Source organism: Roseovarius sp. A-2 (assembly GCF_002072155.1).
Classification (GTDB): domain Bacteria; phylum Pseudomonadota; class Alphaproteobacteria; order Rhodobacterales; family Rhodobacteraceae; genus Roseovarius.
Genome location: NZ_BDIY01000002.1, coordinates 312,466 through 327,954 on the forward strand (window position 1 = coordinate 312,466; position 15,489 = coordinate 327,954).

Consider the following 15,489-nt stretch of genomic DNA (forward strand, 5'->3'; position numbering starts at 1 on the left):
CGCGCCCTTTGTCAGTTCTGGTCTTAGCGGAACGGCGGCGAGTAGAGGATGCCGCCATCAGTCCACTGGGCGTTGAGACCACGGGCAAGGCCGATCGGGGTCTTTTCACCGATGTTCTTCTCGAACACTTCACCGTAGTTGCCGACGGCGGCGAGCGCACGTTTTGCCCAAGTGGCGTCAAGGCCGATCATCTCACCGAGGTTACCCTCGGTGCCGAGCAGACGGTTTACTTCCGGGCTGTCAGTTGCGCCGGAGGCCAGTTCCTCGACATTCGCGCTTGTGACACCGAGTTCCTCGGCAGAGATCAGCGCGTTGAGCGTCCAGCGCACGATGTCACCCCATTCGTTGTCGCCGTGGCGGACAAGCGGGCCGAGCGGCTCTTTTGAGATGATTTCGGGCAGGATCACATGCTCCGTCGGATTTTCGAACGCGGCACGCGTCGAGGCAAGGCCGGAGGCGTCGGTCGTGTAGGTGTCGCAAGCCCCGGCAAGGTACTGTTGCTGGCCTTCGGCGTTGGTCTCAACCGGCACCGGCTCGTAGCTGATGTTGTTCTTGCGGAAGAAATCCGCGAGGTTCAACTCGGTGGTGGTGCCGGTCTGGATGCAGACGGTCGCGCCGTCCAGCTCTTTTGCCGAGCTCACACCAAGTGCCTTGGGCACCATGAAGCCCTGACCGTCATAGTAGTTGACGCCGATGAAGTCGAACTTGAGATCGGTATCACGCGAGAAGGTCCAGGTGGTGTTGCGCGCCAGCATGTCGATCTCGCCCGAGGCAAGTGCAGTGAAGCGCGTCTTGCCTGTGGTGGGCACGAATTCAACGGCGTTGGCGTCACTCAGAACGGCAGCGGCGACCGCGCGACACACGGCCACGTCGAATCCTTCCCAGACGCCGTTCGCGTCGGGCGCGGCGAAACCGACGAGACCGGTGGTCACGCCGCAGTTCAGCTTGCCACGGGCCTTCACGTCGTCAAGCGTGGCCGCCGCGGATGCCCCGGCAGCAACGCCAGCAACGGTCAGCGCGCCCAAAAATACGGTTTTTTTCATGTTTACCTCTTCCTGATTGTCCACTCTTTCGAGAGCGGTTCGTTCGGCCCCAAGGGGGGCCGCTGTGACACTGTTAGAGGGGTCGCAACCCCTTGCAGTGATCGCAAGTTTGTGTGGATTCATCACAAAACGTCAAGTCTTTGTTCAAGAAAACCAATAGCCGTCTGCGGGATGACCATAGGTCACCCGGCGTGAAACCCGGTTCACCTCATGCGCGCGAAAGATCGTAAAAGCGTTTAGCGGCCAAAAAGTCAGATTCTTTCCTGCGTGCAGTGGCGTCGGCCTCGTCATCGCTACCCCATTGCTCCTGTTGCCAGGTTTCGTCGATCCGCGACAGGTGCCAGAGGGTTTTTGCAGGGTGAAGGTCGTGGATTGCGGCAAAGCCGATGATCAGCGAGCCGCTGAGGCTGACAAGATCGTGAACGGCGGTCAGCGCCCAATTATCCAGCATTTCTACCTGTGCATGCAGGCGCGCAAGCGGTTCAACCTCTTGTGGACGGTGCATCACGCCCGTGCGCGGGTGCAGCCGTGCGAAAAGGACCGATTCGGCCCAGTCGAGAAGCGGATCCCAGGCTTCCGCCTGCCGCGCGGCGAGTTCCGCCGGACTTTCGGCGCGGTAGCACAACAGGTCGCTGTCACCGTAATCGGCGATCATGCGTGCCACCTCGGAATGCTGATGCGCAACCTTGTCGATGGCGGCATTGGCCGCACGGGTCACAGGCATGGTGTCCGGCACAATCTTGCTGTCCTGGGCGTCCCATTCCGCGGCGATGGCGCGGGCCATGGTTCGGGTCGGCACGATCAATTCGGCCTTGGCAGGCGTACGCACGCGGCGCCCATCGAGATGCACTCCAAAACCGCCCCCGGTCTCACTGACCCCGGCTTCGGTCCAGAAGCGTTTCGCGGCCCATTCGCTCATGCCGGTGCCCTCCAGATCGTGTCAATCAGCCCTGCCAGTTCGCGAAAATCATGCGCGATCTCGGTGGCCGCGCTCAGCGCCTCGGGCTTGTGATAGCCCCAACTGACGCCGATGCCGGGGATTCCTGCCGCGCGGGCCATCTCCATATCGAAACTCGTGTCGCCCACCATGACCGCGTTTTCCGGCGCGACGCCGGTCTCCGAGAGGGCCGCGTGCAGCATCGACGGGTGCGGTTTCGACGGATGGTGATCGGCCACCTGCCGGGTCACGAAGAAGTGGCGCAGATCGTGCCCGTCCAGCAGCTTGTCGAGTCCGCGCGCGGATTTCCCCGTGGCCACGCCCAATAATGTCTCGGGCGCCGCATGCAGCGCGCGCAGCGTGTCGCGCGCATGCGGATAGAGAGGCGAGGACTGCGCCACGCCCGACTGCGCCCGCAGGCCCATATAGGCCTCCTTGTACCAGCCGACGATGCGGTTATGCAGATCACCGGGCAGATCGGGGGCAAGCCGTGGCACTGCCACGTCAAGCGACAGCCCCACGATACCGAGCGTCGCCTCGCGCCCCGGCGCAGGCTGATCCGCGCGCTCGAACGCCGCTGTCATCGCCGCCAGAATGTCGCCCTGACTGTCCACCAGCGTGCCATCCACGTCAAAGATCACCAGACGCAGCGGGCGGCTCATGCCATATCCTCCAGCGGGTCCTCCGGTGCCTCGGATGGCTGCCATTGGAACAGATCCCAGGTGCGCTGCATATGCTCGGGCAGCGGCGCGGTCAGATGCAGGATCGCGCGGCTCACCGGATGCTCGATCTTCAGGGACCGCGCGTGCAGATGCAGCTTGCGGCTGACATCACCGCCCAGTTGCGCGCCCCAGCCGTCACCCAGGTTTTCCTGCCCCGAGCCGCCATATTTGCCATCACCCACAATGGGATGCCCAATCTCGGCCATGTGCGCGCGCAGCTGGTGGGTGCGTCCGGTCACCGGGATCAGCGCCATCCACGCGGTGCGCCCGCCCGCATTCTCGATCATCGCGTAATCGGTGGTGGCGGGTTTGGCGCCGGGGGTGTTTTCCACCTCGCGCGGATGCAGACACAGCATCTTTTCGCCCTCGCCCTTGGCCCCGTGCCCCGGGGCCTTGACCAGGCCAAAGCGGATCGTGCCCATGCGCGGCATGGGCGATCCGGCAACGGCGGCCCAGTAGATCTTGCGCGTGTTGCGGTGGCGGAAAGCGGCCGTCAGCCCCTTGGCCGCCTCGCGGGTGCGGGCCAGAACCAGCACGCCCGACGTGTCCTTGTCGAGACGGTGCACAAGCCGCGGCTTTTCCTCATACCCAAAGCGCAGCGCCTCGGCGAGCCCGTCGACATGGCGCGCCTGCTTGCTGCCGCCCTGTACGGGCAGGCCCGGCGGCTTGTTCAGCGCGATCACATGATCGTCGCGGTAGATCACGCAGGACTGGATCATCTTCGCATCCGCCGGGCTGATCCGGGCGGCATCGGGCGCGGGCTTGCTGTCGGCATCGGGCAGCGGCGGGATGCGCACGCTTTGCCCCTCTTCTAGCCGGACGCTGGATTTCACGCGCCCGCCGTCGACGCGCACCTCGCCTTTGCGGCACATCTTTTCTATCTGCCCTTGCGTCAGATGCGGAAATTGCCGCCGCAGCCAGCGGTCAAGGCGCTGATCGCCATCGCCGGGTTTCACCGCCCGCATTTGCACGCCGCTCATGTCGCCATCCCCCGCGTCAGCCAGACTCCAAGCACCAGCGCCATGAGCGAGAGCAGCACTGATAGCCCCACATAAACCCATGCCGCAACGATCTGGCCGCGTTCATAAAGGGTGAACGCCTCGAGCGAGAAGGCCGAGAAGGTGGTGAAGCCACCCAGGACCCCTGTCATCAGGAACGCGTTGAGATGGTCGAAGCCGCGATGAAACGACAGCATCATGATCACCCCCATCAGAAAAGAGCCCAGGACATTCACAGTCAGAACACCCAAGGGAAAGCCCGGCCCCGCAACGCGCAGCATTGCCAGCCCCACGCCAAAGCGCAGGCACGCCCCGATCGCACCGCCAAGGGCTACCTGAAGGAAGGTCAGCATCATGGCGGCGTCTGTCGCGCGCAAGGGGGGCATTGTCAAGCACCACTCGCCATCGGGCAGGGGGCGGCCTGGCCTAGTTGCCCCATTTGCCCATCACCTTGCCCGCGATGAATGTGGTCAGCGCGCGCGGGGTGAGGCGCGGGGAGGCTGCGAAAAGCTTGTTCATCGCGCCGGTCACGAGAATACGTCGGCGTTGTTTCATGGCCTGCCAACCTGCACGGGCGACCGCATCGGCCTGCGCCGGTCGGCCCAGTTTCAACAGACCAATGCCGCGCATGCCGGCGGCGTCGAAAAACGCGGTCTGTGTGGCACCGGGGCAGAGCACTGTGACGCTGACCGGGCTGCCGCGCAGTTCCTCGGAGACCGCCTCGGACAATGAGAGCACATACGCCTTGGTCGCATGATAGACCGACATGTTGGGGCCGGGCATGAAGGCAGCCGCCGAGGCGAGGTTCAGAATGCGCCCGCCGCCCTGCGTCTGCATATGCGGGATCGCCATTTTCATCAGGTAGCTGAGCGCCGTCATGTTGACGCTGATCGTGCTCAGGTCGCGGGCCCAGCCCTCGCCGCTGCCGAAGGCACCGTGACGGCCAAGCCCTGCGTTGTTCACCAGCACGTCGATATGCCGGTCGCGGCTCACCTCCTGCCAGAGCATTTCGACCTGCGCCAGATCGGCCAGATCGGCGGGCCGGACGAGGATTTCCCCCGCCCCGCCGCGCAACTCGTCGGCCAATGTCGCAAGCTTGTCCGCGGAGCGGGCGGTCAGGATCAGGTTGCGGCCCTCGGCGGCGGCGATGCGCGCGAACTCCGCGCCCAGCCCCTCGGAGGCCCCGGTGATCAAGGTCCAGGTCTTCATCGCGCCAGCCTGCCCGCCGATGGGGGCCCGCGTCAAGAGCGGCTTAGCCCTCACTCTTGAGCGCCGCCACGCCCGGCAGATCCTTGCCTTCCATCCATTCCAGAAAGGCACCGCCCGCGGTGGAGATGTAGGTGAAATCCTGTGCCGCGCCCGCCTTGTTCAGCGCCGCGACGGTATCCCCTCCGCCCGCGACCGAAATCAGCGCGCCCTCGCGGCTGCGCTCGGCGGCGTGTTTCGCGGCGGCATTGGTGGCGGCATCGAAGGGCGCGATTTCGAATGCCCCGAGCGGCCCGTTCCAGATCAGCGTTTTCGCGTCGTCAATTGCCGCGCCGATGCGCGCCACGGCCTGCGGCCCGGCATCGAGGATCATCGCATCTGCGGGGCAGGCATGCGCGCCCGTCACCTCATGCGCCGCCCCTTCGGCAAATTCGCGCGCCACGACCACATCCGATGGCAGCAGGATCTCGCAGCCCGCAGCACCCGCCTTGAGCATGATCTCGCGCGCGGTCGGGGCCATGTCATGTTCGCATAGCGACTTGCCCACGTTAAGGCCCATGGCGGCGAGAAAGGTGTTGGCCATGCCGCCGCCGATCACGAGGCAATCGACCTTTTCCACGAGATTGCCCAGAAGATCGAGTTTGGTCGAGACCTTGGCCCCGCCGACCACCGCCATCACCGGGCGCTTTGGCGCGCCGAGCGCCGCCTCCAACGCCTGCAATTCAGCCTGCATCAGACGCCCCGCGCAAGACGGCAGCAGATGGGCAAGCGCCGTGGTCGAGGCATGCGCGCGGTGTGCGGCCGAAAAGGCGTCGTTGCAATAGACATCGCCAAGCGCGGCAAGACGCTGCGCCAGTTCTGGGTCGTTGCCCTCTTCGCCGGGATGAAAGCGGATATTCTCCAACAGCAGCACATCGGCGGCGCGCGCCTCTTCGGTCAGGTTCTCGGCCCCCTCCAGCGTCTCGATCAGCCTGACCTTGCGACCCAGGGCTTGTTCCAGCGCGGGCACCGTGACGCGCAGCGACATGTCGGGCACCACCTTGCCCTTGGGTCGCCCGAAATGGGCGATCAGCATCGGTTTGCCGCCCTTGTCAAGGATATCGGTGATCGTGGGCACGATCCGCTCGATCCGGGTAGCGTCGGTCACCATGCCCTTGTCCACCGGCACGTTGATATCGACGCGCACCAGTACACGCTTGCCCGCAAGATCGATGTCGTCGAGGGTTTTCCAGCTCATGGCGCGGCGGCCTCCGTGTTGATCGGTCTGTCGCGCCTCTATTGGCGCGCAGGGGCGCAGAGGTCAACCTGCCTGCTTGGCAAGCGCGCGCGTTCGTCTTAGGTAACGGGGAGATTTCAACGAAGGAGCGCCCGATGGCCGAGATCAAGGACCCCGAGAACACCATTCTGATAGAGCTCAAGGACGGCACCGTCACGATCGAGCTGTTGCCCGATATCGCACCCGGTCATTGCGAGCGGATGAAGGAACTGGCGCGCGCCGGGCAATATGACAACGTGGCCTTTCATCGCGTGATCGACGGCTTCATGGCGCAGACCGGTGACGTTCAGCACGCCAATATGGAAAAGGACTACAACCCGCGCGGCGCCGGGACGGGGGGCAGCGATCTGCCCGATCTCAAGGCCGAGTTTTCCAAGATCCCGCACGATCGCGGCACATTGGGCGCGGCGCGCAGCCAGAATCCGAACTCGGCCAACAGCCAGTTTTTCATCAATTTCAAGGATAACCATTTCCTCAACGGGCAATACACGGTCTATGGCCGGGTGATTTCCGGCATGGAGCATGTCGATGCCATCACAAAGGGCGAGCCGCCCGCCAACCCTGACCGGATGATCAGCGTCAAGGTGGCCGCCGATGCATAAGCTCGCGATTGCTTTCACGCTGCTGGCCAGCCCCGCCTTGGCGACTGGTTTGCAGATCGAAGTCGCTGGCGAGGCCAACGGCACCGTCACCATCGACCTTTACGAAGATATCGCGCCCCGCCATGTCGCGCAGATCACCGCGCTGGCCGAAGAGGGGGCCTATGACGGCGTCGTCTTTCACCGGGTGATCGAGGGCTTCATGGCGCAGACCGGCGATGTGCAGTTCGGCAAGCTGGAGGGCGGCGATATCGGCCGCGCAGGCATGGGCGGCAGCGACCGCCCCGATCTGCCCGCCGAATTCTCGGATGAGCGGTTCCTGCGCGGGGTCGTGGGCATGGCACGCAGCCAGAGCCCCGACAGTGCGAATTCGCAGTTCTTCATCATGTTCGACGCGGGTGAGTTCCTGAACGGGCAATATACCGTCGTCGGCCAGGTCACCGATGGAATGGACGTGGTTGACGCGATCAAGCGCGGACGCGGCAATAACGGGGCGGTCATTGGCCAACCCGACGTGATGCAATCTGTCACCGTGATCGAATAACGCGCATGGCCGGGACCGGATATGAGCCGCTCGATACCCTCAAGCCCTGGGGCGAGGGGATCTGGCTGATCGACGGCCCGGCCACGCGTCATCACGGGATTGCCTGCCCGACCCGCGCCACGGTGGTGCGGCTGAGCACCGGAAACCTCTGGGTGCATGCGCCGACGCGGCTCACCGATGGCCTGCGTGCAGAGCTCGATGGGCTTGGGGAGGTGCGTCATCTGGTGGCGCCGAACCCGTTTCATTTTGCACATATCGCGGACTGGCAGGCGGCCTGGCCCAAGGCCAAAAGCTGGGCCGTGCCGGGCGTGGCGCAGCGCGCGGCGCAGGCGGGGCTGAGCCTCAGCTTTGATCGCGAATTGCGCGCGGATGAAGCCGAGGGGCCGTGGGCGGGACAGTTGGAGCAACGCATCGTGCAGGGCAGCACCCGCTTTCACGAGGCGGTGTTCCTGCACAATGCCAGCCGCAGCCTGATCGTGACCGACCTGATCACCGCCATCGAGACCGCCAAGCTGCAAGTCCGTCACCGCCCTATGGCCTGGATCAAGGGCATCGACGACAGCGATGGCAAGACCCCGCCCGGCATCCGCTGGATGTTCCGTGACAAGCGCGCCATGGCCGACAGTGTCGAGGAAATGATCGGTTGGGTGCCTGAGCGGATCATCCTTGCGCATGGGCGGTGTTACGAGAAGAACGGTGTGGCGGAGCTAGAGCGTGCCTTTCGCCGCCTGCTGCGCGACCGGATGTGGGACCGCGAACTGATCCGGGCCAAGAGGAAACAGGCCGGAAAGGGCTGACAACGCCTCACATTCGCGTGGGTGTGGCTGGTCAGAATCCCCGGCAAGCGGCATGATCGCGGCATCCGTCAACCCTGCCCGAGGTGCCCCGCATGCCCCGATTTCTTGGATTTCTGACGTCTCTCCTGCTGGTCGCGGGCCTCGCGCATGCCGACCCGAGTTTCTGGAGGCATGAGTGGCCGGAGACGAATTTCCAGAAGACCAGCATCGAGGACTGGTCCGAGGTCATGTCGGGCGGGCCGCCCAAGGACGGTATCCCGGCGATTGATGATCCGAAATTCCTGCGCGCAAGCGGTGAGCGGCGGATTTCCGGCACTGAGCCGGTGATCACCGTCGAGATCGACGGCCAGACCCCGCGCGCCTATCCGGTCCGCTATCTGACATGGCACGAGATCGTCAACGACCAGATCGGCGGCATCCCGGTGGCGGTGACCTTTTGCCCGTTGTGCAATTCCGGCATCACTTTTGACCGGCGGGTTCGCGGGCAGGTCCTCAGCTTTGGCGTCTCGGGCAAGCTGCGCCATTCCGACATGGTGATGTATGACCGTGAAACCCAGAGCTGGTGGCAGCAGGCCATCGGCGAGGGGGTCGTCGGGCAGATGACCGGGGTGGAGTTGCGGCAATTGCCAAGCTGGATGGAAAGCTGGGACCAGTTCCGCGCCCGTAACCCGCAGGGGCTGGTGATGGCGGAACCCGACTACAACCGCTCCTACGGGCGCAATCCCTATCAGGGCTATGACAGTTCCGCGCGGCCGTTCCTCTATAACGGCGAGAACCCGCCGCATGGCATCCCGCCGCTGGAGCGCGTGGTGCGCGTCGGCGACCGGGCCTGGCCACTGACGCGCATCCGCGACGCGGGCGGCGTGCAAGAGGCAGGCGTTGCGATTTCCTGGGAAAATGGTCAGGCCTCGGCGCTCGATCACGGCACAATCGCCAAGGGCCGCGACGTGGGCACGGTGCGGGTGCGCGACGGGCAGGGGCGCGATGTGCCGCATGACGTGATGTTCGCCTTCGCCTTTCACGCCTTCTGGCCGGATGGGACTTGGATGGTGCGTTAAGGGGCGTCGTAACTGGCCTGGAACTGTCGTTGCCGCATCCCGCGCGAAACGCACCGAAGGTGCCGCGCGATCGCCGGGCCGTCCCGCGGCCTGGCGATTTGAGGGCGAGCGCAATGTGTCGAGGCGACAATGACTTGGCTGGCATAAAGTACCCGCAACACACGCTGCATCGCCAGTCCTCGGCCCTGCGATCACGCGGCACCTTCTGGCGGGGCGCTATGTCCGCTCAAGGCCGGAACCGCCACGGAATCGTGCCGCAGATCCCTCTTCGCTTGACTTCCTCGGTCCGCACCGCCATATGCCTCTCAACCGTCATTTCCTGCCGCGTGAGCAGCACGGCCCCTGAAACGGGGCGCACCCTATGAAATGTCGCGGATATGTTCCCAAAATCACGCGTGGGGCCAAACACCTGTCGGAAGGCGGGGGCAGTCGGCCCTTTGTCTTGGCCCGTCAGGTGCAACCACGACGACCGGGCGGTGATCTTTGCCGCCTGTACCGGGCTTTGGGCAGATGTCCTGGCCCCCGAAAGGATACGAATTGAACCTCTTTGACGAAATGGGCCTGCCCCAATCGCTCACCCGCAAGCTGGCCGCGACCGGCATCACCGACCCCACCCCAATCCAAACCCATGCGATCCCGCATGCGATGAACGGTCATGACGTCCTTGGCCTTGCGCAGACAGGCACCGGCAAGACCATGGCCTTTGGCTTGCCGCTGATCACCGCGCTGATGGAGGCGCCGGGCAAGCCCGCGCCCAAGACGATCCGCAGCCTCATCCTTGCGCCCACCCGGGAACTCGCCGGACAGATCCGCGACGCGCTTCTGCCGCTGGTCAAGGACAGCCCGATCAAGATCAACCTCGTGGTTGGCGGCGCCTCGATCAACCCGCAGATCAAGCGGCTGGATCAGGGCACTGATATTCTGGTGGCAACGCCGGGCCGATTGCTCGACCTTATCGACCGGCGCGCCGTGCGCCTTGATACGGCGCGGTTTCTCGTGCTCGACGAGGCCGATCAGATGCTCGACCTGGGCTTTATCCATGCGCTGCGCCGGATCGCCGGCTTGTTGGCCGCCGAGCGTCAGACCATGCTCTTTTCGGCGACCATGCCCAAGCAGATGGAAGAGATCGCGGGCAGCTATCTGACCCATCCCAAGCGGGTGCAGGTCAGCCCCCCGGGCAAGGCCGCCGACAAGGTCACGCAGGAGGTGCATTTCATCGCCAAGGCGGCCAAGCCCGATCTGCTGATCGAACTTTTGGGCAAGCACAAGGGCGAGTTGGCGCTGGTCTTCGGTCGCACCAAGCACGGCTCTGACAAGCTCGCGCGCAAACTGGAGCAGGCCGGATTCTCCGTCGCCGCGATCCATGGCAACAAGAGCCAGGGCCAGCGGGAACGTGCCTTGAAGGCGTTTCGCGACGGGCAGGTCAAGGTGCTGGTGGCCACCGATGTGGCGGCGCGCGGCCTTGATATTCCGGATGTGAAACACGTCTACAATTTTGAGTTGCCGAACGTGCCCGACAATTACGTCCACCGCATCGGGCGCACTGCGCGTGCGGGCAAGGACGGTGCGGCGATTGCGTTTTGCGCACCGGACGAGATGGGTGAGTTGAAGGATATCCAGAAGGTGCTGGGCACCACCATTCCGGTGGCCTCGGGTCGTCCTTGGGAGGTGCTGCCCGATCCCAAGGAGAAGAAACCGCAGGGCCGTGGCGGCCCGCGTCGTCGCGGCGGTGGCGGTGGTGGAGGCTTTGGCGGCGGGGCCGGTCAGGGCAAGCCCGGTGGCGGTCGGCGTCGCGGCGGCGGCGGCGGTCGGGCACGGTCCAACGCGGCCTGATACCAAGGGCCCGAGCTTTCGTCGCTCGAAGGGTTCCTTTCGACGTGAGAATCTGAATCACTGCCGCCAAACGGTGGAGGCAGTGATGACCGTTGAAATCACACGGAAGGAGCTGTCGGCGAGCGATCTTCGGGCGGCGTCGCGGTGAACGAAGGATGCGAAGGCTGCACGACGTCTCCTGGCGATTGCCTTGGTGCTGGGAGGCCCGGATCGCAAGGCAGCAGCGCAGAGCTGTGGCATGGATAGACAAACCTTGCGCGACTGGGGTGAAGGGCGCCCGGAATTCTGTCCGGTGGACAGAATTCAGCCCTGAACGGGCGGCGCCCCGGGTAACAACTCCGGAGGATATCAGGTTTGACGAACCGTCATTCGGCGGGGGCAAAACCGCAGCTGAAACCGGTTGAGAACATCTGGGCCTGTCTTCGAGCAAACGGCCTCGCCGTTTCTGTGTTCGATACCTGCGATGACATCGTGACACGATGCTGCGAGGCATGGAACGTCTTTGCAAACGATCCCGAGCGTGTCCGTTCAATCAGTGACCGCGAATAGGCAAGAACGGTCAATCCATAGGGCCGCTGGTATGAGATCTGACACACATCAGACCTAGAGGGACACCTGACGCTTCCCCCATTTTTCGAAATACTCTAGCGACCCCGGATGCGCGGATCGAGCGCATCACGCAGCCCGTCGCCCATGTAGTTGATCGACAGCACCGTGAGCGAGATCGCGAGGCCGGGCCAGAACACGCGCTCGGGGTAATCCTGTAGATATTGCGTCGCGTCGTTCAAGAGCCGCCCCCAGGTGGGGAAATCGGGCGGGAAGCCGAGGCCGAGGAACGACAGCGCGCTCTCGGTGATGATCGCGTTGGCAATGCCCAAGGTGGCCGAGACCATGATCGGCGACATCACGTTGGGTAGGATGTGCCGGGTGATGAGATTGAAATTGGTGGTCCCGATGGAGCGTGCGGCAAGGATGAATTCGCGCTCCTTGAGGGCTAGCACGTCGCCGCGCACGATCCGTGCCGTGGGCATCCAGCTGGTCACGCCGATGGCCACCACGATCAGGATGAAGATGCCCATTTCCGGACCGAACATGCCGTTCAGAGCCTCACGGAACAGCAGCACCATCACCAGGAGCAGCGGCAGCAGCGGCAGCGACAGGAAGAGGTCGGTAAAGCGCATGAGCGGCCCGTCGAGGCGGCGGAAGAACCCGGCCAGAACGCCGATCAGCGAGCCCAGCACCAACGCCAGCAGCATCGCCGTCAGTCCGACGGCGACAGAGGTTCGACCCCCCTCCAGCATGCGTGCCAGCGTGTCGCGGCCCAGCTGATCGGTGCCGAAGGGATGCGCGAGGCTGGGCCCCTGATTGCGCGATCGGATGTCGATATAGGTGGCGTCATAGGGCCAGATGTAGGGCCCTAAAAACACCGCGAGGATGATGACGAGAAGCACGATACCACCCGCAAGCGCGCCGCGGTGGCTTTTGAACTGGTCCCAGACATCGCGCCAATGGCTGCGCGGGGGCGCTGTGGGCCCCTCGTCGGCGAGGGCGGTGATCGGTTTTGGGGTCTCAGTCATAGCGGATCCTCGGGTCGAGCACGCCATAGAGCACGTCGGCGACGATATTGAAGAACACGATGAGCACCGCGATCATGAAGGTCACGGTTTGCACCATCGGCAGGTCATTGGCCTGAATGGCGGTGATCAGCAGCTGGCCAAGCCCGTTCACCTTGAAGATCTGCTCGGTGATGATCGCGCCGCCGAAAATGTAGGGCACCCCGAGCGCGATCACCGTGACCACCGGGATCATCGAGTTGCGCAGCACATGCACCATGACCACGGCCCATTCCGACAGCCCCTTGGCGCGGGCCGTGCGCACGTAATCCTGGTTGAGATTGTCGAGCATCGAGGCGCGCATGAAGCGGCTGATCTGCGCGGTGGTCTGCAACGCCAGCACCATGACCGGCATGACCATTTGCAGGATCTGTTGCTTGAAGGTAGCCCAGTCGACCACCTCCAGCGTGGTGTCGTAGATCGAGGGCAGCCAGCCAAGCTGCACGGAGAAGATCACGATCACCAGCACGCCCGAGAAGAACGGCGGTACCGAATAGCCCACCATGGTGACGAACGTGCCCGCCTGATCGAAAAGCGAATATTGCCGGTAGGCGGAATAGATGCCGATGGGCAGGGCAATGAGGATGCCCACCACGTAGGACATCGCCACGACCCACAGGGTCTGCGGCATGCGCTGGACGATCACGTCCATGACGGGCGAGCGGAACTGCCAGCTGAGCACGCGCTGCTGGCCTTCGGCCAGAGCCGTGCCGAAGATATGGTCGAAGAGCAGCATAGGCTCGACCACGAAGAACTGATACATCCATTTGCCGAAACGCACATGCGTCGGCTCGCCGAGGCCCAACGCCTCGCGCATGCGTTCCTTGACGTCGGGCGGCACGGTGAGCGGTACCTGCGCCATCGGGTCGCCGGGGGCAAGCTCCAGCAGCAGGAAGATTACGAGGCTGATGAACAGCAGCGTGGGGATCGAGAGCACGAGCCGTCGGATCGTATAAGTCAGCATGCGCGACGCCTCTGCGGGATCGTTGGTAGACAGGCAGGCCGGGCATGTGCCCGGCCCTGATCAGGCAAGTGCCGGATCACTCCTTGATGCGGTGCCAGTCAGCCGCGTTCCACAGCTCTGTATCCCACACGTTCAGCACCACGCCGCCCAGCGTGTTGGACTTGGCAGAGACCCGGCCACGGTGGACCAGCGGAATGATCACGTTCTGCTCCTTGGTGATCATCTCGTTGAGCTTGATGGCGATTTCCGCCCGCTCGTTCAGGTCGGCCGTGCGGCCCAACTCCTTGACGAGTTCGTCATATTCCGGGTCGCAGAACCGGTCGACGTTCTCGCCCTGCCACTGTGTCTCCGGGCGCGGGGCCTTGTTGCAGGTGCGCGAGGCGAGATAGTTCTGCGGGTCTGTACCGTCGAAGAGGTTGGCATACATTTCCAAGTCGGCATAAAACTTCTGGAAGGTGTCCGGGCTACCCGGATCACCGCCGAAGAAGACGCTTGCCGACACGTTGCGCAGCTCTGTCTCGACACCGATTTCAGACCACCACTGCTTGATCAGCGCCTGAAAGTCCTGACGCACGGCATTGGTCGAGGTCTGGAACAAGAGCGAAAGCTCGACGCCGTCCTTGTCGCGCACGCCGTCACCATCGCTGTCGGTCCAGCCGGCCTCGTCCAGAAGCGCCTTGGCCCCTTCGATATCCTGGGTCAGGCATTCGGTGTTGTCCGAGGCGTAGATATCCGGGCCGGGGACCCAGTTGCAGGTGGGCTTGCCCGCCTTGCCATAGCCGATCTCGGTCAGCAAAACACGGTCGATCGCCATCGAGAGCGCCTTGCGCACCGCCGGGTCGGTCAGGAATGGGTGCGGATGTTTGGCCGTGGCGCGTTCCCCCTCGGGCAGGTCGGGGGACGGATCTGTCAGGTTTACCTCGATCCGCTCGACGAGCGTGCCGAAGGCGGCGAGCGCCTCGCCCTTGCCAGCCTCTTCCATGTTGGCGATCACGTCAGGGGCGAGTTGCAGGTTCCAGGCATAGTCGAATTCGCCGGTTTCCAGCACTGCGCGGCCTGCGGCGGTGGCATCGCCGCCGCCCTTGAAGGTCATGGTGGCGAAGGCCGGCTTCGCGGGGTCGCGATATTCGGGATTGGCCGAGAGCGAGATCACGTCATTGGGGCGGAACTCATCCACCACGAAGGGGCCGGTGCCGACGGGGGCAAAGTTCTCCTCGGCGCATTCCGACGCGCGCGCGCCGGTGCATTCGGCGTATTGCGCAGCCTGGATGATCGGGGATTGCCCGCCCATGAATGGGCCGTAGGGGTTGGGCTGGGCGTCGGCGAAATTGACCTTGACGGTCAGGTCATCGATCACCTCGACCGACTCCACGCCCTCGAACTTGGCCAACTGCGCGCAGCCGCCCTCGGGGTTCATGCAATAATCGGCGGTGAATTTTACGTCGGTCGCGGTGAAGGGCGTGCCGTCGGACCACTTCAGCCCCGGTTTGATCTTCCAGGTGATCGACTTGAGGTCCTCGGCCACGCCGCCGTTGTCGACGGTGGGGATTTCCTTGGCGAGATAGGGCACCATCTCGCCCTTTTCATTGTAGCGCCCGAGCGGCTCGAGCACGAGGCTTGCCGCCTCGATCTCCTTGGTGCCGCCTGACAGGTAGGGGTTCATGATCGACGGCGCCTGCCAATAGATCACGTTGACATGGCCATCCGACCCGCGTTCGGCGTGGGCCGCAAGGCCAAGGCACGACGCGGCGGTTGCCCCGAGAAGCAAGGATTTCAGGGTCATGGGGTTACTTTCCTCCGGTGTTGGACAGCTCTGGTTCGGCCATCTCGTTTTCGGTTTTGCCGACTTATGCCGGGCTTGGTGTGGCGGAACAAGACCGTCGTGCGTATGTAAGCACC

Annotated in this window: 15 protein-coding genes and 1 pseudogene; 6 read left to right on the plus strand and 10 right to left on the minus strand. The window is 64.0% G+C overall.

Going from position 1 to position 15,489, the window contains the following annotated elements; all coding sequences use genetic code 11:
* Positions 1–23: 23 nt before the first annotated feature.
* From BHD06_RS04855 to BHD06_RS04885, 7 genes are all read right to left on the minus strand, one after another.
* Positions 24–1,043, minus strand: coding sequence for an amino acid ABC transporter substrate-binding protein (locus tag BHD06_RS04855; RefSeq protein ID WP_080455857.1), 1,020 nt, complete (start codon positions 1,041–1,043; stop codon positions 24–26).
* Between the two features lie 208 nt (positions 1,044–1,251).
* Complete coding sequence (locus BHD06_RS04860) at positions 1,252–1,962, minus strand: ATP12 family chaperone protein (protein WP_080455858.1); 711 nt, start codon at positions 1,960–1,962, stop codon at positions 1,252–1,254.
* Positions 1,959–2,642, minus strand: a complete 684-nt coding sequence (locus BHD06_RS04865; protein ID WP_080455859.1) for an HAD-IA family hydrolase — start codon at positions 2,640–2,642, stop codon at positions 1,959–1,961. Before BHD06_RS04865 ends, BHD06_RS04860 begins: the two co-directional genes overlap by 4 nt.
* Positions 2,639–3,682 (minus strand): RluA family pseudouridine synthase, encoded by a 1,044-nt coding sequence (locus tag BHD06_RS04870; protein ID WP_080455860.1) that lies wholly within the window; start codon positions 3,680–3,682, stop codon positions 2,639–2,641. The genes BHD06_RS04865 and BHD06_RS04870 overlap by 4 nt, the downstream gene beginning before the upstream one ends.
* Complete coding sequence (gene crcB, locus BHD06_RS04875) at positions 3,679–4,056, minus strand: fluoride efflux transporter CrcB (protein ID WP_080455964.1); 378 nt, start codon at positions 4,054–4,056, stop codon at positions 3,679–3,681. The genes BHD06_RS04870 and crcB overlap by 4 nt, the downstream gene beginning before the upstream one ends.
* 70 nt (positions 4,057–4,126) lie before the next feature.
* Positions 4,127–4,909 (minus strand): SDR family oxidoreductase, encoded by a 783-nt coding sequence (locus BHD06_RS04880; protein ID WP_080455861.1) that lies wholly within the window; start codon positions 4,907–4,909, stop codon positions 4,127–4,129.
* Positions 4,910–4,952: 43 nt separating this feature from the next.
* Positions 4,953–6,143 (minus strand): phosphoglycerate kinase, encoded by a 1,191-nt coding sequence (locus tag BHD06_RS04885; RefSeq protein WP_080455862.1) that lies wholly within the window; start codon positions 6,141–6,143, stop codon positions 4,953–4,955.
* A 134-nt stretch (positions 6,144–6,277) separates the two neighbouring features.
* On the opposite strand from BHD06_RS04885, the gene BHD06_RS04890 reads away from it, so the two are divergent.
* From BHD06_RS04890 to BHD06_RS24710, 6 genes and pseudogenes are all read left to right on the plus strand, one after another.
* Complete coding sequence (locus BHD06_RS04890; protein ID WP_080455863.1) at positions 6,278–6,784, plus strand: peptidylprolyl isomerase; 507 nt, start codon at positions 6,278–6,280, stop codon at positions 6,782–6,784.
* Positions 6,777–7,325 (plus strand): peptidylprolyl isomerase, encoded by a 549-nt coding sequence (locus BHD06_RS04895; protein ID WP_080455864.1) that lies wholly within the window; start codon positions 6,777–6,779, stop codon positions 7,323–7,325. Before BHD06_RS04890 ends, BHD06_RS04895 begins: the two co-directional genes overlap by 8 nt.
* Before the next feature lie 5 nt (positions 7,326–7,330).
* Positions 7,331–8,122 (plus strand): DUF4336 domain-containing protein, encoded by a 792-nt coding sequence (locus BHD06_RS04900; protein WP_080455865.1) that lies wholly within the window; start codon positions 7,331–7,333, stop codon positions 8,120–8,122.
* A 92-nt stretch (positions 8,123–8,214) separates the two neighbouring features.
* A complete protein-coding gene (locus BHD06_RS04905; RefSeq protein ID WP_080455866.1) occupies positions 8,215–9,180 on the plus strand; it encodes a DUF3179 domain-containing protein in 966 nt (321 codons plus the stop codon).
* Positions 9,181–9,717: 537 nt separating this feature from the next.
* A complete protein-coding gene (locus BHD06_RS04910; protein WP_376764839.1) occupies positions 9,718–11,013 on the plus strand; it encodes a DEAD/DEAH box helicase in 1,296 nt (431 codons plus the stop codon).
* Between the two features lie 85 nt (positions 11,014–11,098).
* Positions 11,099–11,278, plus strand: a pseudogene (locus BHD06_RS24710) (IS630 family transposase); the annotation flags it as partial.
* A gap of 379 nt (positions 11,279–11,657) precedes the next feature.
* On the opposite strand, the gene BHD06_RS04915 reads toward BHD06_RS24710, so the two are convergent.
* The 3 genes from BHD06_RS04915 to BHD06_RS04925 all read right to left on the minus strand — a co-directional run bounded on the left by BHD06_RS04915 (position 11,658) and on the right by BHD06_RS04925 (position 15,373).
* Positions 11,658–12,590: an ABC transporter permease gene (locus BHD06_RS04915; RefSeq protein ID WP_080455867.1), complete on the minus strand. Its 933-nt coding sequence runs from the start codon at positions 12,588–12,590 to the stop codon at positions 11,658–11,660.
* On the minus strand, positions 12,583–13,590 hold the full coding sequence (locus BHD06_RS04920; protein WP_080455868.1) for an ABC transporter permease: 1,008 nt from the start codon (positions 13,588–13,590) through the stop codon (positions 12,583–12,585). The genes BHD06_RS04915 and BHD06_RS04920 overlap by 8 nt, the downstream gene beginning before the upstream one ends.
* A gap of 76 nt (positions 13,591–13,666) precedes the next feature.
* Positions 13,667–15,373, minus strand: coding sequence for a peptide ABC transporter substrate-binding protein (locus BHD06_RS04925; RefSeq protein WP_080455869.1), 1,707 nt, complete (start codon positions 15,371–15,373; stop codon positions 13,667–13,669).
* Between the last annotated feature and the right edge of the window lie 116 nt (positions 15,374–15,489).

What these genes read in the sequence shown, in the direction of transcription:
- BHD06_RS04895 (WP_080455864.1), top strand. Translation starts at nt 6,777, where the DNA reads ATGCATAAGCTCGCGATTGCTTTCACGCTGCTGGCCAGCCCCGCCTTG.
- BHD06_RS04855 (WP_080455857.1), bottom strand. Translation starts at nt 1,043, where the DNA reads ATGAAAAAAACCGTATTTTTGGGCGCGCTGACCGTTGCTGGCGTTGCT.
- BHD06_RS04915 (WP_080455867.1), bottom strand. Translation starts at nt 12,590, where the DNA reads ATGACTGAGACCCCAAAACCGATCACCGCCCTCGCCGACGAGGGGCCC.
- BHD06_RS04860 (WP_080455858.1), bottom strand. Translation starts at nt 1,962, where the DNA reads ATGAGCGAATGGGCCGCGAAACGCTTCTGGACCGAAGCCGGGGTCAGT.
- BHD06_RS04880 (WP_080455861.1), bottom strand. Translation starts at nt 4,909, where the DNA reads ATGAAGACCTGGACCTTGATCACCGGGGCCTCCGAGGGGCTGGGCGCG.
- BHD06_RS04890 (WP_080455863.1), top strand. Translation starts at nt 6,278, where the DNA reads ATGGCCGAGATCAAGGACCCCGAGAACACCATTCTGATAGAGCTCAAG.
- BHD06_RS04920 (WP_080455868.1), bottom strand. Translation starts at nt 13,590, where the DNA reads ATGCTGACTTATACGATCCGACGGCTCGTGCTCTCGATCCCCACGCTG.
- crcB (WP_080455964.1), bottom strand. Translation starts at nt 4,056, where the DNA reads ATGATGCTGACCTTCCTTCAGGTAGCCCTTGGCGGTGCGATCGGGGCG.
- BHD06_RS04870 (WP_080455860.1), bottom strand. Translation starts at nt 3,682, where the DNA reads ATGAGCGGCGTGCAAATGCGGGCGGTGAAACCCGGCGATGGCGATCAG.
- BHD06_RS04905 (WP_080455866.1), top strand. Translation starts at nt 8,215, where the DNA reads ATGCCCCGATTTCTTGGATTTCTGACGTCTCTCCTGCTGGTCGCGGGC.
- BHD06_RS04925 (WP_080455869.1), bottom strand. Translation starts at nt 15,373, where the DNA reads ATGACCCTGAAATCCTTGCTTCTCGGGGCAACCGCCGCGTCGTGCCTT.
- BHD06_RS04885 (WP_080455862.1), bottom strand. Translation starts at nt 6,143, where the DNA reads ATGAGCTGGAAAACCCTCGACGACATCGATCTTGCGGGCAAGCGTGTA.
- BHD06_RS04865 (WP_080455859.1), bottom strand. Translation starts at nt 2,642, where the DNA reads ATGAGCCGCCCGCTGCGTCTGGTGATCTTTGACGTGGATGGCACGCTG.
- BHD06_RS04900 (WP_080455865.1), top strand. Translation starts at nt 7,331, where the DNA reads ATGGCCGGGACCGGATATGAGCCGCTCGATACCCTCAAGCCCTGGGGC.